Source organism: Bacillus sp. SORGH_AS_0510, from assembly GCF_030818775.1.
Taxonomy (GTDB): Bacteria; Bacillota; Bacilli; order Bacillales; family Cytobacillaceae; genus Neobacillus.
This window is the reverse complement of record NZ_JAUTAU010000001.1, coordinates 3,141,987-3,165,557: the sequence shown is the minus strand read 5'-3', so window position 1 is coordinate 3,165,557 and position 23,571 is coordinate 3,141,987. Positions and strand designations below refer to the sequence as shown.

The 23,571-nt window shown below is 38.9% G+C and carries 23 protein-coding genes and 2 riboswitches; of the genes, 20 read left to right on the top strand and 3 right to left on the bottom strand.

Annotated elements, in window-relative coordinates; genetic code table 11:
- Positions 1-40 precede the first annotated feature (40 nt).
- Both QE429_RS16265 and QE429_RS16260 read right to left on the bottom strand, forming a co-directional pair.
- On the bottom strand, positions 41-241 hold the full coding sequence (locus tag QE429_RS16265) for a YwbE family protein (protein WP_307288412.1): 201 nt from the start codon (positions 239-241) through the stop codon (positions 41-43).
- Complete coding sequence (locus QE429_RS16260; protein ID WP_307288410.1) at positions 234-428, bottom strand: hypothetical protein; 195 nt, start codon at positions 426-428, stop codon at positions 234-236. Before QE429_RS16260 ends, QE429_RS16265 begins: the two co-directional genes overlap by 8 nt.
- A 272-nt stretch (positions 429-700) precedes the next feature.
- On the opposite strand from QE429_RS16260, the gene katA reads away from it, so the two are divergent.
- From katA to QE429_RS16185, 15 genes are all read left to right on the top strand, one after another.
- Positions 701-2,158, top strand: a complete 1,458-nt coding sequence (katA, locus tag QE429_RS16255) for a catalase KatA (RefSeq protein WP_307288408.1) — start codon at positions 701-703, stop codon at positions 2,156-2,158.
- Between the two features lie 287 nt (positions 2,159-2,445).
- Positions 2,446-3,285 carry an oxidoreductase gene (locus QE429_RS16250; protein WP_307288407.1) on the top strand — a complete coding sequence of 280 codons (840 nt, stop codon included), beginning with the start codon at positions 2,446-2,448 and terminating at the stop codon, positions 3,283-3,285.
- Between the two features lie 288 nt (positions 3,286-3,573).
- The gene (locus tag QE429_RS16245; protein WP_307288405.1) at positions 3,574-4,653 is read left to right on the top strand and encodes a serine hydrolase; all 1,080 of its coding nucleotides are present in this window, start codon (positions 3,574-3,576) and stop codon (positions 4,651-4,653) included.
- 29 nt (positions 4,654-4,682) lie between these two features.
- The gene (locus QE429_RS16240) at positions 4,683-5,207 is read left to right on the top strand and encodes a CBO0543 family protein (protein WP_307288404.1); all 525 of its coding nucleotides are present in this window, start codon (positions 4,683-4,685) and stop codon (positions 5,205-5,207) included.
- 140 nt (positions 5,208-5,347) lie between these two features.
- A complete protein-coding gene (locus tag QE429_RS16235) occupies positions 5,348-5,818 on the top strand; it encodes a GyrI-like domain-containing protein (protein ID WP_307288403.1) in 471 nt (156 codons plus the stop codon).
- A gap of 89 nt (positions 5,819-5,907) precedes the next feature.
- Positions 5,908-6,054: riboswitch (FMN riboswitch) on the top strand.
- Positions 6,055-6,178: 124 nt separating this feature from the next.
- On the top strand, positions 6,179-7,273 hold the full coding sequence (gene ribD, locus QE429_RS16230) for a bifunctional diaminohydroxyphosphoribosylaminopyrimidine deaminase/5-amino-6-(5-phosphoribosylamino)uracil reductase RibD (protein WP_307288401.1): 1,095 nt from the start codon (positions 6,179-6,181) through the stop codon (positions 7,271-7,273).
- A gap of 2 nt (positions 7,274-7,275) precedes the next feature.
- On the top strand, positions 7,276-7,938 hold the full coding sequence (ribE, locus tag QE429_RS16225; protein ID WP_307288399.1) for a riboflavin synthase: 663 nt from the start codon (positions 7,276-7,278) through the stop codon (positions 7,936-7,938).
- Positions 7,939-7,981: 43 nt separating this feature from the next.
- The gene (locus QE429_RS16220) at positions 7,982-9,175 is read left to right on the top strand and encodes a bifunctional 3,4-dihydroxy-2-butanone-4-phosphate synthase/GTP cyclohydrolase II (RefSeq protein WP_307288398.1); all 1,194 of its coding nucleotides are present in this window, start codon (positions 7,982-7,984) and stop codon (positions 9,173-9,175) included.
- Positions 9,176-9,290: 115 nt separating this feature from the next.
- Positions 9,291-9,416, top strand: a complete 126-nt coding sequence (locus QE429_RS16215; RefSeq protein WP_307288396.1) for a hypothetical protein — start codon at positions 9,291-9,293, stop codon at positions 9,414-9,416.
- A 43-nt stretch (positions 9,417-9,459) separates the two neighbouring features.
- Positions 9,460-9,930: a 6,7-dimethyl-8-ribityllumazine synthase gene (gene ribH / locus QE429_RS16210; RefSeq protein ID WP_307288394.1), complete on the top strand. Its 471-nt coding sequence runs from the start codon at positions 9,460-9,462 to the stop codon at positions 9,928-9,930.
- Positions 9,931-10,266: 336 nt separating this feature from the next.
- A riboswitch (cobalamin riboswitch) is annotated at positions 10,267-10,455 on the top strand.
- A 131-nt stretch (positions 10,456-10,586) separates the two neighbouring features.
- The gene (locus tag QE429_RS16205; protein ID WP_307288392.1) at positions 10,587-12,395 is read left to right on the top strand and encodes a DUF4430 domain-containing protein; all 1,809 of its coding nucleotides are present in this window, start codon (positions 10,587-10,589) and stop codon (positions 12,393-12,395) included.
- A 54-nt stretch (positions 12,396-12,449) separates the two neighbouring features.
- The gene (locus tag QE429_RS16200) at positions 12,450-13,184 is read left to right on the top strand and encodes a DUF4430 domain-containing protein (RefSeq protein ID WP_307288391.1); all 735 of its coding nucleotides are present in this window, start codon (positions 12,450-12,452) and stop codon (positions 13,182-13,184) included.
- Between the two features lie 18 nt (positions 13,185-13,202).
- A complete protein-coding gene (locus QE429_RS16195; protein WP_307288389.1) occupies positions 13,203-14,081 on the top strand; it encodes an energy-coupling factor transporter transmembrane component T in 879 nt (292 codons plus the stop codon).
- Positions 14,063-15,706, top strand: a complete 1,644-nt coding sequence (locus tag QE429_RS16190) for an ABC transporter ATP-binding protein (protein WP_307288388.1) — start codon at positions 14,063-14,065, stop codon at positions 15,704-15,706. Before QE429_RS16195 ends, QE429_RS16190 begins: the two co-directional genes overlap by 19 nt.
- Positions 15,685-16,377 (top strand): ECF transporter S component, encoded by a 693-nt coding sequence (locus tag QE429_RS16185; protein ID WP_307288387.1) that lies wholly within the window; start codon positions 15,685-15,687, stop codon positions 16,375-16,377. The genes QE429_RS16190 and QE429_RS16185 overlap by 22 nt, the downstream gene beginning before the upstream one ends.
- Before the next feature lie 28 nt (positions 16,378-16,405).
- Here the strand turns inward: QE429_RS16185 and QE429_RS16180 are convergent, their stop codons facing one another.
- Positions 16,406-18,505 (bottom strand): transglycosylase domain-containing protein, encoded by a 2,100-nt coding sequence (locus QE429_RS16180; protein WP_307288386.1) that lies wholly within the window; start codon positions 18,503-18,505, stop codon positions 16,406-16,408.
- A 209-nt stretch (positions 18,506-18,714) separates the two neighbouring features.
- Here QE429_RS16180 and QE429_RS16175 point away from each other — a divergent pair, with 209 nt between their 5' ends.
- The 5 genes from QE429_RS16175 (at position 18,715) to QE429_RS16155 (ending at position 23,534) form a co-directional block, all read left to right on the top strand.
- The gene (locus QE429_RS16175) at positions 18,715-19,404 is read left to right on the top strand and encodes an ABC transporter ATP-binding protein (RefSeq protein WP_307288385.1); all 690 of its coding nucleotides are present in this window, start codon (positions 18,715-18,717) and stop codon (positions 19,402-19,404) included.
- A complete protein-coding gene (locus QE429_RS16170) occupies positions 19,401-20,750 on the top strand; it encodes an ABC transporter permease (RefSeq protein WP_307288384.1) in 1,350 nt (449 codons plus the stop codon). The genes QE429_RS16175 and QE429_RS16170 overlap by 4 nt, the downstream gene beginning before the upstream one ends.
- A 391-nt stretch (positions 20,751-21,141) precedes the next feature.
- Positions 21,142-21,408: a phage holin gene (locus QE429_RS16165; RefSeq protein ID WP_307288382.1), complete on the top strand. Its 267-nt coding sequence runs from the start codon at positions 21,142-21,144 to the stop codon at positions 21,406-21,408.
- A 147-nt stretch (positions 21,409-21,555) separates the two neighbouring features.
- Entirely contained in the window at positions 21,556-22,776 is a 1,221-nt protein-coding gene (locus tag QE429_RS16160) for an MDR family MFS transporter (RefSeq protein ID WP_307288380.1), read from the top strand.
- Between the two features lie 335 nt (positions 22,777-23,111).
- Positions 23,112-23,534 (top strand): hypothetical protein, encoded by a 423-nt coding sequence (locus QE429_RS16155; protein ID WP_307288379.1) that lies wholly within the window; start codon positions 23,112-23,114, stop codon positions 23,532-23,534.
- The last annotated feature ends 37 nt before the right edge of the window (positions 23,535-23,571 follow it).

Below are 23,571 nucleotides of genomic sequence, written 5' to 3'. Positions count from 1 at the left end.
AAAAGCCTCCACCAAAAGGGCAGAAGCTTTCACTTTGAAATTAAATATTTGAAATCTCCTGTACTCGTCCAACTTGTCCATCAGTGAGCCTGACTTTTATGCCATGGGGATGGAAACTTGAATTGGTCAAAATATCCTTAACCACACCTGCAGTTAGTTTGCCACTTCTTTGGTCAGCTTTTAGGACAATTTTAACTGCTAATCCTGGAAGGATATCTTTTCGATATTGGCCGTTAGACACCCATCTTTCTCCGTGAATTGCTAACCTTCTTTGTTTGCTGACTTCTCATTTTTTGTGTTGCTGAAGAGCCATTTACATTGGAATTTCCAGAAGTAGCTTTATTCTTCTTATTTAAAAGCTGCTGCTTCATTGCCTCTTGCAAACTAATCTTCTTTTTTGAATCCTCTGTTTGATTTATTTCACTCATAAAGAAATCCTCCTAAAATGTACGTTACCTACAGTATAATCTATTTTTTTCTATATTAATAATGAATCCTCACAATTGAAATAAAATTTTTTAGGGCGATATTTCTTAATTTTGGAATAACGTCCTATATTTTTAATACCTATGTAATAGTGGGTACATGTCACCTAATTGATAATCAGTACTAATTTATAATAATTATAATTTAGTATTGATTATAATAAAATTTATATTATAATCTAGTTAAGCTAAAAAATAGTTTACGAGGTGATTACATGAGTAATGTTAACAAGAATTTGACTACAGGTAATGGGGCCCCAGTCGGTGATAATCAAAATTCAATGACTGCAGGCTCACGCGGCCCAACATTAATTCAAGACGTACATTTACTAGAAAAATTAGCGCATTTTAACCGTGAGCGGGTACCTGAGCGTGTGGTTCATGCAAAAGGGGCAGGGGCACATGGCTATTTTGAAGTAACCAACGATATGTCAAAATACACAAAAGCAAAATTATTTATTGGTGTCGGAAAAAAAACACCAATGTTTATTCGATTCTCAACGGTAGCCGGCGAATTAGGTTCAGCTGATACGGTTCGTGATCCACGCGGTTTTGCTGTGAAATTTTATACAGAAGAAGGAAACTATGATTTAGTAGGAAACAATACACCCATTTTCTTTATTCGTGATGCGATTAAATTCCCTGATTTCATCCATACACAAAAAAGAGACCCTAAAACACATTTGAAAAATCCTAATGCGATCTGGGACTTTTGGTCCTTATCTCCAGAATCCCTGCACCAAGTAACTTATTTAATGGGTGACCGTGGATTGCCGGCTACTCTACGCCATATGAATGGGTATGGAAGCCATACCTTTAAGTGGGTAAACCATGAGGGAGAAGCTGTTTGGGTAAAATATCACTTCAAAACAGAGCAAGGTGTTAAAAACATGTCTCCTGATGTTGCGGCAAAACTAGCTGGAGACAATCCAGATTACCATACTGAAGACTTATATAATGCTATAGAAAACGGGGATTTCCCTGCGTGGAGACTTCAAGTTCAAATTATGCCATTTGAAGATGCGAATACGTATCGCTTTGATCCATTTGATGTAACAAAAGTATGGTCCCACAAAGACTATCCACTAATTGAGGTTGGCCGTATGGTTCTCAATCGCAACCCAGAGAACTATTTTGCCGAAGTAGAGCAAGCTACATTCTCACCTGGAACAATGGTACCGGGAATCGAAGCTTCACCTGATAAAATGCTTCAAGGTCGTATTTTTGCTTATTCTGATGCCCATCGCTATCGTGTAGGTCCAAACCATAACTTACTACCAATTAATCGTCCAAAGGTAGAAGTGAACAACTATCAACGTGACGGGGCGATGCGATTTGATAACAATGGCGGCGGTACTGTTTATTACGAGCCAAACAGTTTTGGCGGACCAAAAGAAGCGCCAGAACATAAGCAAACTCCATTCCAGGTGTCAGGGGCAGCTGAGCAAGTAGCTTATGATCATAATGATCACTACACACAGGCCGGTGACCTATACCGTTTGATGTCTGAAGAAGAAAGAACACGCCTCGTAGAAAACATTGTTGGTGCTATGAAGCCGGTGGAAAGAGATGATATTAAACTCCGCCAAATTCAGCATTTCTATAAAGCAGACCAAGAGTATGGCGAGCGAATTGCAAAAGGCTTGAAATTAGCTATTCCTCAGGGAGTATAAAATAAAACAATAAGACTAGTAAAAGGCTGTTCAAAAGTTGAGCAGCCTTTTTTCATGTTATTATGTAAATGGCTGTGTTAAAGAACAGTGTTGATTTATACATCCTGTTGATTGGAGCGGAAGGCACGAAGACTCCTGTGGGAGTATGGTTCAGGAGAGACCCCGCAGACGCTTGCGTCGAGGAGGCTCGCCCAAACACCCACGAGCCGCTCGTGCCTGGAGCGGAAATCAAACAGGCATGTTTAACAGAGCCATGTAAATAGTAAAATACGGAGGAAACATAAAAAATGAATCAACCAATTGCAATTGTCACTGGGGCTTCAAGTGGTTTTGGTCTATTAACAACATTAGAGTTAGCAAAAGCAGGCTTTCAAGTAATCGCGACAATGAGGAATAAAGCAAAAGCAGATGAGCTTCTAAATCAGGCCCAAAGACTTACAATACAATCGAATTTGATTATACATGAACTGGATGTTACCTCGGGGTCTTCCGTTGAACGATTAGCTGCACTGATTAAAAGTATTGGCCGGGTAGATGTTCTAGTAAACAATGCAGGCTTTGCTGGAGCAGGGTTTGTTGAGGAAATAACAATGGAAGAGTACCGAAAACAATTCGATACGAATTTCTTTGGTGTCATTGCAGTAACAAAGACTGTTATTCCATTCATGCGTAGACAAAAGAAAGGGAAAATCATTAATGTTAGCAGTATAAGCCGGAGAATAGCGTTTCCGGGCCTATCGCCATATGTTGCTTCCAAGCACGCTTTGGAGGGGTGGAGCGAAAGCTTACGATTAGAATTATCCCCTTTTGGGATATCTGTCGCCTTAATTGAACCAGGTTCCTATAAGACCAGTATTTGGACCACAGGCAAACAAGTTACCACACTTTCCTTACAAACAGATTCTCCTTATTTTAACTATATGAAGAGAATCGAAGACTACATTTCTTCAGGTGAAGGGCAGTTTGGCAACCCAAAAGATGTGGCAGAGAAAATAGCCAGAATAGCTTTAGACGAGAGGCCGAATTTAAGATATCCAATTGGAAAAGGCGTAAGGCCAACTCTCATGTTAAGAAAATTTATCCCATGGAAACTCTGGGAGAAGCTTTTTATTAAAAGACTTTGTTAAAGAACAGTGTTGATTTATACATCCTGTTGATTGGAGAGGAAGGCACGAAGACTCCTGTGGGAGTATGGTTCAGGGGGAACCCCGCAGACGCTTGCGTCGAGGAGGCTCGCCGAAACACCCACGAACCGCTCGTGCCTGGAGCGGAAATCAACAGGCACGTTTAACAAAGCATATTATAAAACTACATCAATAAAAAGTATTACAAAAATCTTATATTTTCTGCAAATTTCGACAAAAATTCCCTCTTTTTTCTATTAAACTAGTACTTAGTTACTAGGAGGGGAAACAGTGAAAAAGATTGCCATCGCTTTAATATTTTTCATTTTACTAACACAAGTAGGCTTGAATGGTACAGTAAAAGCCGAACATACTCAAGAATTTAATAACCTTCAAGCAGACCTGGCCGAATACATAAAACCATATCAAGGGAAAGTGACACTCCGTTATAAAAATCTCGTGACAAATGAAAGTTATTCTTTAAATAGTGAGACACAAGTTCCTGCTGCTAGCACAATTAAGCTACCGCTAGCGTTATACATAATGCAACTTGCTGATGAGGGGAAGCTTGATTTAAACGAACCATTAACTTATCAAAGCCGGCATTATTCTGGAGGAAGCGGTGTCATCCAAAATGACAAGGTGGGGACGGTCTATACAATTGGCGAATTAGTTGAAAAAGCTTTGATCTATAGTGATAATATCGCTTTCATTATGTTGAAAGAGCGGGTAGGACCCAATCAGTTTGTCGCATTTTTAAAAAGCCTTGGGGCAGTCAACGCCTATCCAGGAGGAAGAAATCTCACTTCTGCTGACGATTTAACTTTATACACAGGGGAACTGTATCGCTATTCAAATCAAAGCGTAAATGGGAAGAAGCTTATCGAATACCTTGAACATACGGTTTATAACTCTACGATTCCAAACGGAATTAAGGACGTGCCTGTTGCCCATAAAGTTGGAATGATTCCAATGAATTTAATTTATAATGATGCTGCTATTGTATTTGCAAATGAACCGTATACATTAGCCATTACAACCAGAGGAATTGCCTATGAAAAATCACAAGAAGTGATTGCAGAAATTGCTTCAATTGTAAATAATCATCACCAATTGATTGCTAAGGAGAGAAGCGAAGAATTGGCGGTAGTTACTGGGAGTACAAACAAAGCGGTAAGAACTTTGGAAGTAGGGTCATTTTATTATGATTTTTTAGAAAAAAAGCTGTATGGAACCTTTTATACACCTTCAATTGAACGTGGATATTATAAACGAACAGCCTACCAGCAGCTCGTAGCCATTTTGGATGTTAGAAAGAAAGTGACATCCCCTTTTACTTTTGATAATTTAACAATGAATTGGAAACAATAGGTATTATTAAAAGGCGAAGGAGCATCCGGGTGAATCTGAACGTATTATATGGGGTCCTTTATATTTTTTCAGCAATAAAATGGGGAGATTGGAAAAACTGGAAAGCGTTTTATCCCACCTTTCTCTTTTTAATGGTGGGTGATTTAGTCTATCAATATTTATTCTACAAGCATAGTATGTGGGAATATGTGCCTGTAGGAAGTGATAAGGGATGGGCTAAACATACCCATATTGCTTTTTTGGTCATGTTAATAAAGTATCCAGTGACAATTAGCATTTTCCTCGGCCATATGTCAAAGTCTTTTAAGAAGAAAATTGCCAATATCTTGCTTTGGACAATTATATATACCATTAATGAGTATGCTGATTTAAAGTTAGGTGCGCTTGTCCATAAAAATGGATGGAATTTAGGTTGGTCTGCTTTTTTTAGCTTTGTCATGTTTTCTGTGCTTGCGATTCATTATTATAAACCACTTCTAGCTTGGATTCTTTCAGCACTCTATGCTGCTTTTCTCTGGAATGCTTTTGATATCTCATCAAGTATCTTAAAATAATAATCCTCCTAAAACAGCCAGTTGTTATGGTTGTTTATTATTTTTTCAAAAAAATATCTCCGTAGTCGAAATATTTTGCAGGACTTTAAGGGATATTCTTAGAATAATAGAAATATGATGGAACAAAAGGGGGGATTAGCTTGGGTATCCAAGTAATTGAAAAAGAAGAGATGAAAGTAGTGGGAATATCTTGGACGGGTACATATTCAGAAACAAGTACCATTCCAAGTCTTTTTAACAAAATGGAAGCACGGCTGCAGGAGGTACCCTATCAGACAAAAGACCCGGTTCTCATTGCACCGTTTCATAGCAGGGAAACAGAATTTACATATTACGTCACTACCCCAGTAGAGAAGCTGGATGCAATCCCAGAAGGAATGATTGGCTTTACGATTCCTAGCAAAAATTATGTATTTACTACCCATTATGGAAAGCCAGAAGAAGTAGAAAATACGTATCACCGCTTGTTAAATTGGATGAAAGAATATGGATATGAACAGGACCATCATGCATTAAGCCTGGAAATCTATAAGGAAGAATATAAACATCAAAATGCAGCAGGTGATCTTCATTTTGAGATTTATTTACCTGTTAAGATTTATAGAGATTAAATCTTGCCCTTGTATAGGGCCTTTTTTAATTTTAGGGACATTTTCCTTTACTCGATGAATTAAGTATAATAACATTTAATATAGCTAAATAATTCCTTCGGGGTCAGGTGAAATTCCTAACCGGCGGTGATGAAGCCATGCTTCTTAGTCCGTGACCCGGTTATCCGCTTGGATAAACGGTGGATCTGGTGAAACTCCAGGGCCGACAGTTAAAGTCTGGATGGGAGAAGGAAAAACGAGGTTTATGGGTAGGGTGAAGTATACCTATTTTTAAGCTTTTATTTCCTATTGTCTTTTTTGGCCCTGAAGAACAGTGTTTCTTCAGGGCCTTTTTTATTCCTTAATAAAGGAGAGGATAGGATGGATGATAAATTTTATATGAATTTAGCACTTGATCTTGCAAGAGGAGCATTAGGCCAAACCACGCCAAATCCAGTTGTCGGTGCGGTATTGGTGAAAGACGGGCAACTGATTGGCTTGGGGGCCCATTTAAAAGCAGGTGAACCACATGCGGAGGTACATGCCATTCAAATGGCTGGTGAAAAGGCAAAGGATGCTACTTTGTATGTAACACTTGAGCCATGCAGTCATTTTGGTAAGACTCCACCTTGCTCTGACTTGGTTATTAGGTCTGGCGTAAAAAAAGTATTTGTTGCAACGACTGATCCCAATCCTCAAGTGGTGGGAACAGGGATTGAAAGAATGAAAAAGGCTGGAATTGAAGTGGACGTGGGTTTACTTCAAGAGGAAGCCCGTGAACTAAATAAAATTTTTTTCTACAACATTCAAACAAGACTACCTTATGTGACATTAAAAACGGCCTCAAGTTTGGATGGAAAGACGGCAACTGTCGCTGGTGAAAGTATGTGGATTACTGGTGAGCAAGCACGAGCAGATGTCCATCAGTTTCGCCATCAGCATGATGGTATTCTAGTTGGAGTTAATACGATAATGAAGGACAATCCGTCCTTAACAACAAGAATTCCATCTGGTGGCAAAAATCCTGTTCGTATTATCCTTGATACATATCTTAGGACCCCCCACCAGGCAAAGGTGATAACTGACCAAGAAGCCCCGACTTGGATTGTTACTGGAAGTGATGTTGACTCAGAAAAGGTAGAGCGTTTTAAGGAATATGGCGTTGAAATCATTCACATGAAAACAAGCACGATTTCCATTAAAGAATTACTTGTGGTTCTTGGGAAGAAAGGGATTACCTCGCTTTTTGTTGAGGGTGGTTCAGAAGTACATGGAAGCTTTTTAAAGGAAAAAGCTTTTCAGCAAGTAATTACCTATATTGCACCAAAATTAATTGGAGGAAAAGGGGCACCGACATTATTTGGAGGCCAGGGAATAGAAAAAATAGCTCAAGCCGTTTCATTGAATATTAGACAAGTAGATAGGATTGGCAATGATTTAAGGATTATTGCAGAACCTATGCAAGGAGAAGAATGATTATGTTTACCGGTATTATTGAAGAAATAGGCAGTATAGCCAATATTCAGAGAACGGGAGAATCGTTTGTTTTAACGATTGAAGCGAAAAAAGTTCTTGAAGATGTCCATCTGGGAGACAGCATTGCTGTCAACGGCGTTTGTCTTACCGTTACTTCTTTTTCATTTAAACAATTTACAGTTGATGTGATGCCTGAAACTGTAAAAGCAACCAGTCTAAATGCGATAAAACGAGGATCAAAGGTGAATTTAGAAAGAGCCATGGCTGCTGGTGGAAGGTTTGGAGGGCACTTTGTTTCTGGACACATTGATGGAACAGGGGTAATAAAAAGCAAACAGACAGTCAAAAATGCGGTTTATTATGAAATTGAAGCAGATCCCGACTTACTTAGATATATCATATTAAAGGGATCGGTTGCTGTAGATGGGACAAGCTTAACTGTATTTGCTGTAACCGAGAATAGCTTTACTTTATCCTTAATTCCTCATACGTTATCTGAAACTGTTTTAGGAATAAAAGGACCTGGCGATATCGTGAACCTAGAATGCGATATGATAGGTAAATATGTCGGACACTTTTTAACAAACCTCTCAAACAATCATACTAAAACAAAGAGTCAAAAAGGTATAACAGCAAGCTTCTTAGAAGATAACGGCTTCAAGTAAGCCATCATGTACGTTTTTAAACGGATGAAAAGGAGTGAGTGGTATGTTTAATACAATAGAGGAAGCACTATCCGATTTAAAAGAGGGAAAAGTTATCATTGTTTGTGATGACGAGGATCGTGAAAATGAAGGGGATTTTATTGCCCTTGCTGAAAAAACGACACCCTCTGTTATTAACTTAATGGTTACTCACGGTAGAGGTCTTGTTTGTGTACCGGTTGAGGAAGGGTTAGCACAGAAGCTCGATTTATTTCCAATGGTTTCAAAGAATACGGATCCACATGGAACGGCCTTTACGGTAAGTATTGACCATAAGTTTTCAACGACAGGAATTTCTGCTTATGAACGGTCAGCAACCGTCTTAAGTATGCTTGATCCTGAAGCTAAACCAAGTGATTTTAAAAGACCCGGGCATATCTTCCCTCTTATTGCCAAAAAAGGTGGGGTGCTCCGCCGAACTGGACATACCGAGGCGGCGGTTGATTTAGCAAAATTATGCGGGGCAAAGCCAGCCGGTGTCATCTGTGAAATCATGAATGAGGATGGGACAATGGCACGTGTCCCTCAGCTAAGAAAAATTGCGGATGATCTAAATGTCAAAATGATTACCATTAAAGACTTGATTGAATACCGAAACAAAAAGGACAACTTGGTAAAAAGAGAAATAGAAATTAATTTGCCAACTGAATTCGGTACCTTTAAAGCTGTAGGGTACTCCAATCTTGTTGATGATAAAGAGCATGTGGCATTAGTAAAGGGTGAAATTGACCCTGAAAAGCCAGTCTTGGTTCGGGTTCATTCAGAATGTTTAACAGGTGATGTATTTGGTTCTTACCGCTGTGATTGTGGTCCACAGCTGCATGCTGCTTTAAGTCAGATCGAACAAGCGGGCAATGGTGTCCTTCTGTACATGAGACAGGAAGGACGGGGAATTGGCTTGTTAAACAAAATGAGAGCGTATAAGCTTCAAGAAGAAGGCTATGATACGGTTGAGGCGAATGAAAAACTTGGCTTTGGTGCTGACCTAAGAGAATATGGCATTGGTGCACAAATCCTTAAGGATCTTGGGATAAAAAAGATGATGCTGTTAACGAATAATCCAAGAAAAATAAAAGGTTTGAAGGGCTATGACCTTGAGGTAGTGGAACGGGTGCCGCTTCAAATGGAAATGCGTAAAGAAAATGCGAATTACCTAAGAACCAAGCATGATAAGTTAGGACATATGTTTCATTATTAATTATATGTTGTGTTAAAGAACATTTCTGAATTTTTTACCCTGTTGATTGGAGCGGAAGGTGCGAAGACTCCTCGAAAATGCTATCGCATTTCCTTCGTGCGTGGGAGGATTCAAGATGCAACTCAATGTCCTGTGGGAGTATGGTTCAGGGGAGACCCCGCAGGCGCTTTTCGCCGAGGAAGCTCGCCGAAACACCCACGAACCGCTCGCACCTGGAGCGGAAATCAACAGGCAATTTTAAAGAGTGAATATATAAATAAAATTAATTATTTGGAGGCATTTACATGGGACACACATTTGAAGGAAATTTAGTTGGATCAGGATTAAAAGTTGGAATCGTGGTTGGCCGATTTAATGAATTTATTACGAGTAAATTATTAGGTGGAGCACAGGATGCGCTGAAAAGACATGGGGTAGATGAATCCAATGTCGATGTTGCTTGGGTTCCAGGTGCATTTGAAATTCCATTGATTGCACAAAAAATGGCAAATAGTAAAAAATATGATGCCGTGATTACACTTGGTACAGTTATTCGCGGCGCAACACCTCACTTTGATTACGTTTGTAATGAAGCAGCAAAGGGAGTTTCTGCTGCATCAATTAATAGTGGAATACCTGTCATTTTCGGTGTATTAACGACAGAATCAATTGAACAAGCTGTAGAGCGTGCTGGAACAAAAGCTGGCAACAAGGGCTGGGATGCCGCAGTCGCTGCAATAGAAATGGCTAATTTATGCAGAAATCTTGAGCAATAATCATTACACTTGAAAGCTAAAAAATAGGAGAAGGTAATGTGCCCTCTCCTATTTTTTATGGAAAATGACTAATTTATTAATGATTGGATTCCGTTTTTTTATTTATTTATGCAAAAATTGCACAGTGCAGTGTAAAATTACACAATAGTTTAAGAGGTAAGTTATTTATCAGCGGAATTTCTAGGTTTATCAGCGAATCTAGAAATTTATCAGCGAATTATTAACTGTTATCAGCGAATCTAAGAATTTATCAGCGAATCAAAAAAAGCAACAATATATAGATATAAAATATATACAAATGTAACTGTCTTTTACTATAATAGGATTAACATAAAAAAATAAATTGGTAAAACAGGTGCTAAGGTCTTTTACAAGATTATTAGCTTAATAGGGAAGTTGGTTAAAAGCCAACGCGGTCCCGCCACTGTAAATGGGAGCAACCTAAACATGTCACTGTCGATAGATGGGAAGACTTAGGGAGCGAAGATCATGAGCCAGGAAACCTGCCTGTTTTTGAACACAACGGCCTACGCGGATAGGAGAGTGTTAAGAATTGAAGCGGTTTTCTCGTTTCTTCCTTAACGTACATAACACTCCTCCTCCTGATAGGGGGATTTTTTTATGTCTATTTAATCTGGAAAGGAAGAGTCTCGAAAATGGTGAAGAAAAGTAATTTATGGTTAGTTATGCTTTTAATGTTCACGTTAATAACAAGTGGCTTCCAAGCACCTGTATTAGCAGCAGAACAGGGAAAACAAGGAACCATCACGGTAATTGGAACAGATGAGTCCAATCCCATTCTAGCTAAAACAACCGTTCAATTGGGCGAAAAGGAAACTGCAACAGAAGCACTAATACATACTGTTGGAGAAAGTAACGTTGAATTTACAGATAGCTCATATGGAAAAATGTTAACGGGTATTAATGGGATAAAAGCGGAAGGGACGAATTATTGGGCATTCTTTATTAACGGAGTGTCTGCACAGGTGGGATCCGACAGCTATATCGTACAAAATGGGGATCAATTAACCTTCCGGCTGACAGATTGGACAAAAACGCCACAAAAAACAGTTTCATTGAAAGTGGTAAATGGTGAGAAGGGTACAGTTACTGATTTATCAGGTATTGAAGTAATTGGCAGTCCAACAGCATTTCAGCTTTTACAAGTGGCCCTAGGTCCTGATAAAGTTGGCTACAGTGAGAGTCAATATGGCAAAATGATTACATCCATTAACGGTATTGAAGCCGAAGGAACAAATTTTTGGGCTTTTTACGTAGACGGGAAAATGGCTGATGTCGGCGCAGATTCATTTGGAATTCAGCCAGGCAATCAAATTAGTTTTCAGTTAGAATCTTGGCAGGCACCAGATGAAGGGAATACAGGTGGAGAAACAAACCCAAACCCAAATCCACCTGGAGGAACAGTTTCTGATAAAACCATCCAAACTTCTGTTGATTCAGCCAGCAAATATGTGTTGCAGAATCAAATTGGCGAATGGGAAGTCATCTCATTAAAACAAACAGGAAAAACGATTCCATCAACATACCTTAATTCAGTTAAATCACTAGTCAAAGAAAAGCAAGGAAAGTTCAATAGAATAACGGATACTGAACGTTATGTTCTTGGTATACTCGCTGCCGGTGGAGATCCTACTAATGTGGAAGGCTATAATTTGGTTGAATCCATCTACAATGGTAATGTCACAAAGCAAGGGCTAATCGGAGTTTCCTATGCATTGATTGCTTTGGATAGTGCAAACTTTTCTGTACCAGATTCTGCCCAATGGACACGTGAAAAATTATTGAATCATTTAATTGATAAACAAAATCAAGATGGCGGCTGGGCCTGGGATGAGACAACTACCAGCGATATTGATACAACAGCGATGATTTTAACAGCCCTTGCTCCATATAAAGAAAAAGCGGAAGTTAAGGAGAAAGTGGATGCAGCCATCAACTATTTATCATCACAATATAAAGCTTCAAAAATAGATAATAGCTCCACAGCAGCACAAGTTATTATTGCACTTTCCACATTAGGTGTGGATGCGAATACAAGCTCATTTTCTGGTCTTGTTGAATATTTCCTAACTTTTCAAAATGCCGATGGGGGCTTTGATTGGCAAGGCGGAGATGTGAGTGATGCATTCACTACTTCACAGGGGATTCAGGCATTAGCTTCCTATCAGCTTTTTATAAAAGGCAAAGGCTCTTTGTACCAACTTCCATTAGTTGAACAAAAGCCAGAAACGGAAAAGCCAGAAACAAATAAGCCTGACACTCAAACACCTACAGAGGATACAACTGCACAACCAACTGAGAATAAAAATAACAATAGTAATGGTGTTACGGGACATAAGTTACCAAACACAGCAACAGATATATATAACCTGCTAGCGGTTGGCTTATTGCTTATTCTGATTGGAAGTTTAGTTTATTTGAAGCAAAGAAAAAGATTTTCATAAGTAATGATGAGGCTGACTCCTTTTAGTCAGCCTCACCCAAGAGGAGGGTACATCATGAAAAAATGGTTAAAAACAACAACATTACTTACTTTATTATTCGTTCTGTTCTCCTTAGTCGGTTGTGGAGCAACTGAACAAACGGCAAAGGAAACCAAAAAAGAGAAAGAAAGTGTTTCAGTAGTAAAACCAAAAGAACAAGAGAGTAAGGAAGAAACAAAGGTAGTAGAAAATAGTGAGCAGAACCAAACAACAGTTTCAACAGTTACGGCTACGGAAGAGAAGAAAGAAAGTCAGGCTACAACCCAATCTAGTACGCCTAAGCAAACGAGTCCAACTAATCAACAGCAACCAACGACTGCAAAAACAAATACGGCTTCTACTTCAACTAAAAGTAGTTCACCTAGTACAGCAACCCAGAAGCCATCGTCAACTACTCCCGCATCAAAGCCAAGTACAACTACAACACCAAAGCCGGACACAACTGTAACATTATCCATTGTCGGACCAAAGGACCGCGGGACAATTTTAGCTTCCACAAAAGTTACGTTTAAGGATGGTGACACCATCTATGATATTATTGTAGGAACAGCTAAAAGCAAAGGGATTGTTATAGATTCTCGTGGAAGCGGAGCAACTGCCTATATTGAAGGAATTGATAACATTTATGAGTTTGATTACGGTGCAAAAAGCGGCTGGGTCTTCAAACAAAATGGAGTTAGCCTCACAAAGAGTATTGGGGTTACAAAAATTAAAGATGGTGATCGGATTGAATGCTTATATACCGAATAAAAGTGAGGGGAACTTAGGATGAAAGATCGTTTTGAACGTCTTCATCCTCTTGTATCCTTTCTTTTTTATGTTGGGGCTGTGACCCTTTTAATTATTATGTTACATCCTATTTTTCTTGTTACCGGATTAATAGTTGTTTTTATTATTAACTACATACATGACCAATTAAAAGGAATTCGGCGTTGGTATATTTTTATTATATGTACCTTTCTTCTCATGATCATTACTAATCCGCTATTTAATGAGAGGGGTAGGCATCTACTCTTTGAATTCAAACAGCATCGGGTTACATTGGAGGCAGTGCTTTATGGTGGAATGAATGCCATGTCCATTATTGGTATTATTGTTTTATTTATTTCTTATAACATCATCATGACACCTAATAAGTTACTATTTCTCTTTTCAAAAATCATGCCGCAATTTGCTGTTCTATTGATGTTGACCCTCCGATTTATTCCATTAATGAGAAGAAGAATGGAGGAAATTTCGATTGTTCAAAAGAGTAAAGGAATGTCTGTAGCCCATGGCAAATGGAACACAAGGGTCAAGACGGGAATGCTGTATATACAGACGCTATTAACCTATTCGCTAGAGGAAGCAATTCAAACAGCGGATTCAATGAATGCAAGGGGATATGGGAAGGCAAACCGTTCCTCTTACGAGTATTTTAAGTGGAAGAAATCAGATTTCCTATCTATTTTGTATTTAGTTGTCCTTTTTGCTTTCATTATCATTGAACGCTTTTCAGGTTACGGGGTCCTGACCATCTATCCAATTATGGAAGCGTGGCAGTTCACTGGGATGGATATCATAACATATGCTTGTTATTTAATGTTCTTAAGTTTTCCTATCATAGTAGAAGTAGGTGGAATGTTCCGATGGCGTTTATTGAATTGAATGATGTCACTTTCACATATCCAGATTGTTCAGAACCTGCCATAAGGGAGCTATCACTTAAAATTAATAAAGGTGAATTTGTCGTGCTGTTCGGTGCATCCGGTTCAGGAAAAAGCACGCTCTTACGATTATTAAAAAAAGAAATTCAGCCCCATGGAACTCTTGTAGGGCAAATTTTATTCAATGATCAAACTAGTCAAAGTACAGAAGGGGTTTCAAAGGAGATCGGCTTTGTTTTTCAAGATCCAGAAAATCAGATGGTTGCAGATGACGTTTTGCATGAAATCGTTTTTGGTCTGGAGAATATCGGTCTAGACACGAATGAAATGAGAAACAGGGTAGCAGAAATGGTTCACTTTTTTGGAGCAGAGGCCTTGTTACACAGAAAAACTCATGAACTTTCGGGGGGAAAGAAACAACAAATTAATCTTGCTTCCGTTCTTCTCATGCAGCCCAATATTTTATTGCTAGATGAGCCGACAGCACAGCTGGATCCGGTTAGTTCCAGGGAATTTTTAGATATACTAAAAAGATTAAATGATGAATTTGGGATGACGATTATTATTGCTGAACATCGACTGGAAGAGGTTTTTACATTAGCAGATCGGATTATCATGATGGATCAAGGAAGAATTGAAATAGCAGGGGAGCCGAGAGAAGTTCTTCCTAAGATTTGGGATTCGCCCAAAAAAGCGTTTATTCCTAGTATTCCAGCCTTGTTTCTAAGGATGGGTGGCAATGGAAGGATTCCTTTAAGCGTGAAGGAAGGTAGAAATTGGGCGCAAAGGGTCGGATTTGAATCACTTCATCAGGAAAAAAAAGTTTCCGATATTTCGACCGATAAAGAACTAATGCAAGGGATCAATGTGTCTTACCGCTATAATAAACAGGAAATTCTAATATTAGACGAGCTCACTTTCAGTTTACAGAAGGGTGAATGGTATGCTCTTTTGGGTGGAAACGGTTCAGGTAAATCCACTTTACTTAAAGCCCTCGCTGGTTTAATGAAGTTGGAAAGTGGGAAGATTTTTCTCGAAGGAAAGCCTTTAAAAGCATATAAAAACAAGGAATTAATAGGAAAAATCGGCTATTTACCACAAAACCCAAAGCTCTTTTTTATTCATGACACAATTGAAAAAGAAATAAAGGCTACAATGGCAGAATGGGGCCTAACCAATATGAATGAAGTACAGGCATTGCTTAATGAATTAGGTATTGTTCATTTAATGTCTTCCCATCCTTATGATTTGAGTGGCGGTGAGCTACAAAAGGCAGCATTAGCATGCTTGTTAATACGAAAGCCGGAGATACTTTTGCTGGATGAACCGACAAAAGGCTTGGATCCTTTATCAAAAGAAAACTTATCTAAGATTCTTTTAGCACTAAGAAGTAAGGGAATGACCATTTTCATGTCAACTCATGATGTTGAATTTGCAGCACTTTATGCTACGAAATGTGGAATGATGTTTCAAGGGAAAATTACTTCTGAAGAGATACCAAAGAAGTTTTTTAAAGGGAATTTCTTTTATACGACAATGATACAACGGATTTTTCGAGATAGTATGGCTGAAGCCCCGATGACGTTAGAGGAGGTTTCCCGGCCATGCGTAGCAACAAAGCGTTAAAGGTCTTACTCATTTTATTTATTCTTGTATTTTTATTAGGGTCAACGTATCTGTGGGAAGATGCGTATTTATGGTTGAGCTTCGGCTTTGTCATTCTTGCCATCTTTGTTTTTCTCGTTCGCTTTGAGCGGCGAAAGGTGGAACCTAGGGAGCTCGTTTTATTGGCAGTATTAGCATCCATTGCGGCTGTTGGACGGATTCCATTTGCAAGTCTCCCAAGTGTTCAGCCTACTACATTTGTGATCATGATGTCTGGCTTTGTATTTGGTGCAGAGAGCGGTTTTATTATTGGTGCAGTAGCTGCGCTTGCCTCAAATATGATTTTGGGACAAGGACCGTGGACTCCCTGGCAGATGGCTGCATGGGGGTTAGTTGGATTAACGGCGGGATGGTTGAGAACTACCAAGGTTATGAACAGGAAAACAGGAAGGATCATCTTTGGCATTGTATGGGGGTTTTTGTTTGGCTGGATTATGAACTTATGGGGTTTCTTATCCATCGTTCAATCGGGAAGTTCTTTTGAATGGAAGGCCTTCCTCGTTTATTTAATTGGCAGTGCAACCTTCGATACTATGCATGCCATTTCAAATGTTTTCTTTTTGCTTTTATTTGGTGACCTTTGGTTGAAAATCCTGTCCCGATTTAAGCGGAAATATGGACTGCTTGAATAGAATAAAAAAATAGCACGCATTTTGCGTGCTATTCTTTTATTGTTTTTATTTTTTCGATCAGGAAATTGATTCCTTCGCCAACTTGATACAAAGCCTTATCCAAGCCCTCTTTCCATCCTGGGGCTTTTTCTTTGATCGTTGTTCCTAGCTTTTGAGCATTCTCATTTAATTCTTTGCTGATTTTCTTCGCTTGCTCATTGAAATTTGTTTTCTGTGCAGTTTTGCCGGCAAGCTGGGCATTAACAGATACTACATCAAATTGTTCTTTAGGAAGATATCGACTCGATTCTTGCATGATTTCTTTAAAAATAGGGACCACATTAGCCGAACTTGAGCTCGGCAGGTAATGCTGCTTATCTGTTTGGTCGAAGCCGATCCAAATGGCACCGACTAGGTTCGGAGTATATCCCGCCATCCATTGATCTTTTGTCCCATTACTTGTAAATGAGAGCTGGGTCGATCCAGTTTTTCCAGCCAATTGAAGTCCTGGAATACGAGCGCGCCTGCCTGTACCTGACTCAACAACATTCAACAGCATGGATGTCATTTCATCTGTTACCTCTTTAGAAGTAACCTTGGTTGTTTTTGATTCCCGTTCGGCAATAATGTTGCCAGTCGGACCAACAATTTTTGTAATTAAGTGGCTTTCCATTCGTTTTCCACCATTTGGGAACGCCGAAAAGGCATTCGCTAATTGAAGAGGGGACACCCCTTTACTCATACCGCCAAGAGCAATGGCCAAGTTTTTATCTTCTTTTTCAACAGGAATCCCAAAGCGCTTAAGTGAGTCCATTCCTTTATTTAAGCCTACTTCATTTAAAAGCCACACGGCCGGTATATTTAATGACTCTTCTAGGGCCTTATACATGGGCACCTTTCCACTATAGGTTCTAGAAAAATTCTCAGGTTTATAATTTCCAAAGGTAATGGGTTCATCTTTAAGTTCAGAAGAATAGGTATATCCTTCTTCTAGTGCAGGAGTGTATACAGCTAAAGGTTTCATTGTCGAACCCGGTTGAGCCCTTAATTGTGTGGCTCGATTAAACCCACGGAATACATGTTCACCTCGACCGCCAACGAGCGCACTGACACCACCAGTTTTCGGATCCATTAACACGGAACCGCTTTGTACTAAGGTATTGCCCTTTCCTTTTGGAAAAAGATAAGTTTTGCTATAAACCTTTTCAAGCCCAGTCTGCAGATTTTGATCCATTTCTGTATAGATCCGATATCCTCTGGTTAAAATCTCATCCTGCGTTAAGCCGTATTTTGAGATTGCCTCATTTAATACCGCATCTACATAGTAAGGATACTTCCGTTCAACAAAGCTGCCCCCGCCATCATGTAAACGAATTTTTTGCTTCTTTGCTGTGGTGTACTCTTCCTTAGTAATCATTCCGAGCTCTTTCATTTTTGCTAAGACTACATTCTTTCGTTTCATCGCTAGATCATAATTTTTGTAAGGATTCAGGTAATTCGGTGCATGTAAAAGTCCAGCTAGCATGGCTGCTTCACCGACCGTCACATCTTTAATATTTTTATTAAAATACTTTTTAGAGGCGTTACCAATTCCCCAAGCACCGCTTCCAAAATAGACCTGATTCAGGTACATTTGAAGAATTTCTTCTTTTGAATAAACTTTTTCGATTTTAACAGCAAGGAATAGTTCTTCGGCCTTCCGCTTATAGGTACGTTCAGGAGATAGAAGAGCATTTTTCGTAAGCTGTTGTGTTAAGGTGCTTCCTCCCCCTGTGATTCTCCCAGCAAACAAGTTACTAAAAAATGCACGGGCAATCCCTTGAATATCGAAACCACTATGTTCATAAAAACGTTCGTCTTCAATGGCCACGACGGCATTTGGTACATATTTTGGCAGTTCACTAACCGTTACACCTTTTGTCCGATTGGTTGCCACATTCGAAGCAACCTTACCATTTTTATCATAAATAACGGTTGGCTGACTAAGACCTTGTTTTAAAGACTCTACATTGGCTCTTGTTGCCAGCCAGCCGAAATAAGAGATAGTTACTAAAACGACAACAAGGATTGTTAACATAAAAATTTGGGTGAGGTGCCTTTTCCTCCAGAAACGACGCAGCATGTCCCAAAGTGGATGTAATTTCTCCATGTGATCTCCTAACTTTCAAAAAGGAATTTTTGCTTCATCTATTATAAATTTTCTAGCACAAAAAGACCAACAAAAGGGTTTTTCCTACTACTATCCCCCTCTTTTATGAAATTAACTACACAAATGGAGAAAAAAGCAAAATTTGTGTAGGGGTGCGGCAGATACACTTCGTCTAATAGGATGAAGTGAGTGAGAAACAGGAGGAAATTATGATTACAATTAAAGATTTGAGCCATGATTTTGTTATTGGTAAAAAAGGAAGACAAACGATTATCCCAGTCCTTAGAGATATTTCTTTTACGATTGAAAAAGGGGAAATTGTTACTATAGTTGGTCGGAGCGGTTCTGGAAAATCAACGCTGCTAAATTTAATTAGCGGTTTTATTCATCCAATTGTGGGAGAAATCTGGATGGATGGAAAAAAGGTCTCTGATTTTAATGAAACGAAATTTGCTGAATTTCGAATAAAGAACTTAGGATTTATTTTTCAAAGCTTTCAACTCATTCCCAGCATGACTGCATTCCAAAATGTAGAACTCCCTTTGATATTAAAAGGTGTAGATGAGTATGAGAGAAGAAGGCAAACAGAGGCTGTCTTAAAGAAGGTAGGATTACTAGATTATCAGGATCATTATCCAGGAGAACTTTCTGGTGGACAGCAACAACGGGTGAGTATCGCGAGAGCACTAATAGTGAATCCGCCAATCATTTTGGCAGATGAACCGACGGGTAGTCTTGATAGTGAAACAGAAGAAGAGTTACTTCAATTCATTAAAGAGTTAAACAGGGATTTAGGCATCACCTTTTTAATCATTACACATGATGATAAGGTAGCTGACATCGGCCACAGAAAAATAGAGCTGATAGACGGTCGAATGGTGGAGGGGGTACTTGTATGAAGATGAAAGACCAATTTCGTTTTGTAAGACAAAATATGAAGAAAAATAGAACGAGAGTATACATGACAATCCTTGCTACGGCAATGGGCTGTGCCTTCTTAATCGTACTAGCTTCTGTGGGATTTGGGTTGCAGAAATCAGTAGTGAAAGAAATAACAGAGCGTAGGGTGATTACCCAAATTGATGTTCATGGAAAGGAGACCAATGATCAAGGTGGTTTCCAACCTTTATCAGATAGTGATATTCACATGTTTGAGAAGATTGAGAATGTGAAAGCTGTTACTAGAAGGAAAGTATTGCAGCAGGAAAGCACCTATACAATCGCTGGATACTTAGAGGGAGCTCAAACCTATGTCGCTCATTTTCCATCAGAAATTAAAGCTGGTTTGGAATTATCAAAAGGGAAATTACCAACAAGCAAAAATGAAATAGTCGTTGGATATAATTTTCCTCTTAATCTAGCTAAAAAGGATGTAAATGAAGAACTCTATGATGATAAGGGTCAAGTAAAAGAAGAATACCGCTATGCTGGGAATTTAATTGGTGAAACAATTGATTTAACTATTAAACAGTTTAAAAATGGGAAGGAAGAAGAAAAGAAAATTCCCTTATCGGTTGTTGGTATCACCAAAAAGCCAACTAGAGAATGGATGGAAGATCGAAACGTATATATCTCTGAAAAGGTGTTACGTGAAATTGAAGGATTTACCGGAACACCGAAAGGGATCATGCTGGACCCTGCTAATGAAAAACTAGAAGGAATAGATGCGAACGGAGAAACCTATGATGAAGTAAAAATCTACGCTAAAAACATGGAAGCGGTGCAGAATATTTCTGATCAATTAAAAGACAAGAAATATGTTACCTATTCTGTTGTAAATGAATTAAAAGAAGTCAATACGGTGTTTATGATTGCAAAAGCAGGGCTTATTTTTATAGGAACCATCGCCATCTTAATTGCTTCGATAGGTATTTACAATACGATGACAATGGCTGTCACTGAGCGGGCACCTGATATCGGAATAATGAAAGCAATTGGAGCAACTCCTAAAACGATCAAACGCATCTTCCTGCTTGAAAGTAGTTATATCGGTTTAATTGGAGCCCTAATAGGAACCATTGTTTCCTATGGAATCAGCTTTGCTGTTAATTTAGTGATTCCATTTATTATTAAGCAGGCCTTTGGTAAAGAAGCTGATTTGGATGTAACCTTTAGTTCAATTCCGCCTATTTTACCAATCATATGTATTGTGATTTGTTATGGAGTGACCATCCTATCAGGTTACCGTCCTGCTCAACGAGCGACAAAAGTAGATGTGTTAAAAGCAATGCGAAGAGAAATCTAACATAAAGTCAGGTTCCATTGGGGACCTGATTTTTTTATGTGAAAGCTGTGTTAAAGAACAGTGTTGATTAATACACCCTGTTGATTGGAGCGGAAGGCACGAAGATCCTCGAAATTGCTACCGCATTTCCTTCGTGCGGTGTTGATTCGAAGAAGCTTATTCAATGTCCTGTGGGAGTATGGTTCAGGGGAGACCCCGCAGGCGCGTTTCTCCGAGGAGGCTCGCCGAAACACCCACGAACCGCTCGTGCCTGGAGAGGAAATCATCAGACAAGTTTAACAAGTCTATATGAAAAATAATTCTAAAATCAAGGACATAAATGGACAACCAATTTTAAAACCAAACATATGCTATTAGAAAGATTGATTATAGATAGGGGGAGAGGAAAATCATGATCAACTGGAAGGTTCGTTTAAGAAATAGGCATTGGGTCATTGCATTCATCTCACAAATTATGATTTTGGCACAAGTGATATTATCAGGATTGAACTCTTTAGGTGTAACTAACTTTCAACTAACGGATGCGATTCAAAGCTCGATTTTAACAGTTGTGAATGTAGTGTTTGTCATTTTATCTTTATTGGGTGTGGTTCAAGACCCGACCACTAAAGGTTATGGGGATAGTGAAAGAGCGTTAAATTATAATGATCCAAACTGACCTAAGGAACGCAAGGGACAGACTCCATACTTGGGGGTCTGTCCCTTTGATATAAATGAATTGTTAGAAAAAAAGGTAAATTCTTTACATTTTTACAATTAAATAGTTTACTAATAAAAGCTACATAAAATTTGCGAGGTACTACATATGAAAACAGTGAAAAACTACGTGGGTCAATTTCATCCGATTGTGTGGGTATTAACCGTTGGGACTGTTTTATCAAGAGGTTCTGCATTCATGACATTGCCCTTTCTATCTATCTATTTATCAAGGCACATGGATCTCTCACCCATTATTATCGGCATAACTGTCGGAATGAGTCCCTTAATGGGTACGGTGGGGGGATTTATTGGTGGCCACTTATCCGACCGGTTTGGGAGAAAGCCTGTCATGCTCTTTGCGTTGTTTACGGTAGCTCTAGTTTATTTTGGGTTTACACTTGCTACTGGACAAGTGTGGTTTATTCTTTTAAATGCATTAAATGGGCTTAGCAATTCTTTCTTTGAACCAACCGCTCAAGCCTTAATGGCTGATGTGACTGACAAGGAAAAGAGAATGAAGGTCTACTCCTTACGTTATACAGCAATGAACATCGGAGCATCCGTGGGGCCACTGATTGGTGCGTATTTAGCTACTACATCAGCGAAATTATCGTTTGGCATAACAGGGACGATCTATTTGGTATATGCAATCGTTTTGGTTTTCTTCCTACAAAAACTTGTAATCCCAAAAGTCACTCATAATAAAAAGGATGTATCTTTTGGTACAGCCTTTAGAATCGTAAAAACGGATAAGGCTTTAAGATACTTAATTATTGGGATTATCCTAGTCAACATGGGATATGTTCAAGTGGACTCCAACCTTCCGCAAATCTTAGAAGGTACAGTGGAGAATGGCGTGGTTATCTTTTCCATTCTTCTTACCATTAATGCGGTAATGGTGGTATTCCTGCAGATGCCGATTAGTCATGTTGCGGAGAAATTCAGATTAATGCAAGTAATGGTGATTGGAGCTATATTTATGGCATCGGGTTTATTTTGTTTTAGCTTCGTGAATGGCTGGGTTACTGCTATTGTGGCGATCGTTTTACTAACCATCGGTGAAATTTTAATTTTCCCATCCAATAGCATGATGATCGACCAACTTGCACCAGAACATCTTCGGGGAACGTACTTTGGTGCTGCACAATTTAGGAAAATTGGAAACTTCCTTGGACCAATTGTTGGAGGGTACCTGTTAAGCCATTTTCACGGTCAGATCATGTTTTGGACCATAGCTACATTAACCCTCGGCAGCATTATTTTCTTTTCGATCGGCAACAAGTCTTATATAAATACCTCTGCAAAATCCGTCGGAGAAACGGTCTAGCTATTAATTTTTATGGTGTATTGAAGAACATTTTTGATTGAATAATCTGTTGATTGGAGCGGAAGGCGAGAAGACTCCTCGAAAATGCTATCGCTTTTCCTTCGTGCGTGGGCGGATTCAAGATGCAATTCAATGTAATGTGGGAGTATGGTTAAAGGGAGACCCCGCAGGCGCGTTTCTCTGAGGAGGCTCGCCGAAACACCCACGGAAAGCGAAGCGTCTGGAGCGCAAATCAAAAGACAAGTTAACAAAGCCAATTCTTTTAAAACTACCCCTATAAAATCATTGACAATCACGTATCATTGTTAATGAGAACACAAGATAGGGGAAAAAAGATGTTACAACCAATCAAAAAGATTCAGTCTGAAGAGATAAGTAGGGAAAACCAATTCACAGAACAATGGAATCAATTCATTGTTTCTTCCAAGGAATCATTAGAGCGACGATTATATCTATTCAAAAAAATAGATGGCATTCCTCTATGGAGAATTAATTATAAATTGAATAGACTTGCCGACAAAGGCATCTCTAAAGAACAATTGAAAAATGGAAAAATTATTTTAACGTTACCAGCTAAAAAAACAGGTGATGCTGTAACGGAAAACCAAAAAAAATTAATTGAGAAAACCATTGATGAATTAGAAGGTTTTGAAAACTTAAGATTGAGTCGGTTTTATAGCTATACACCTGTTTATGGCGAAAAGAAGTTATTAGATAAAATGACTCGTTGGCTTGAGATTGAAATAACGGAATTGTAATAACCGTAAAAAATGCCCATGGACAAATAGTCTTTGG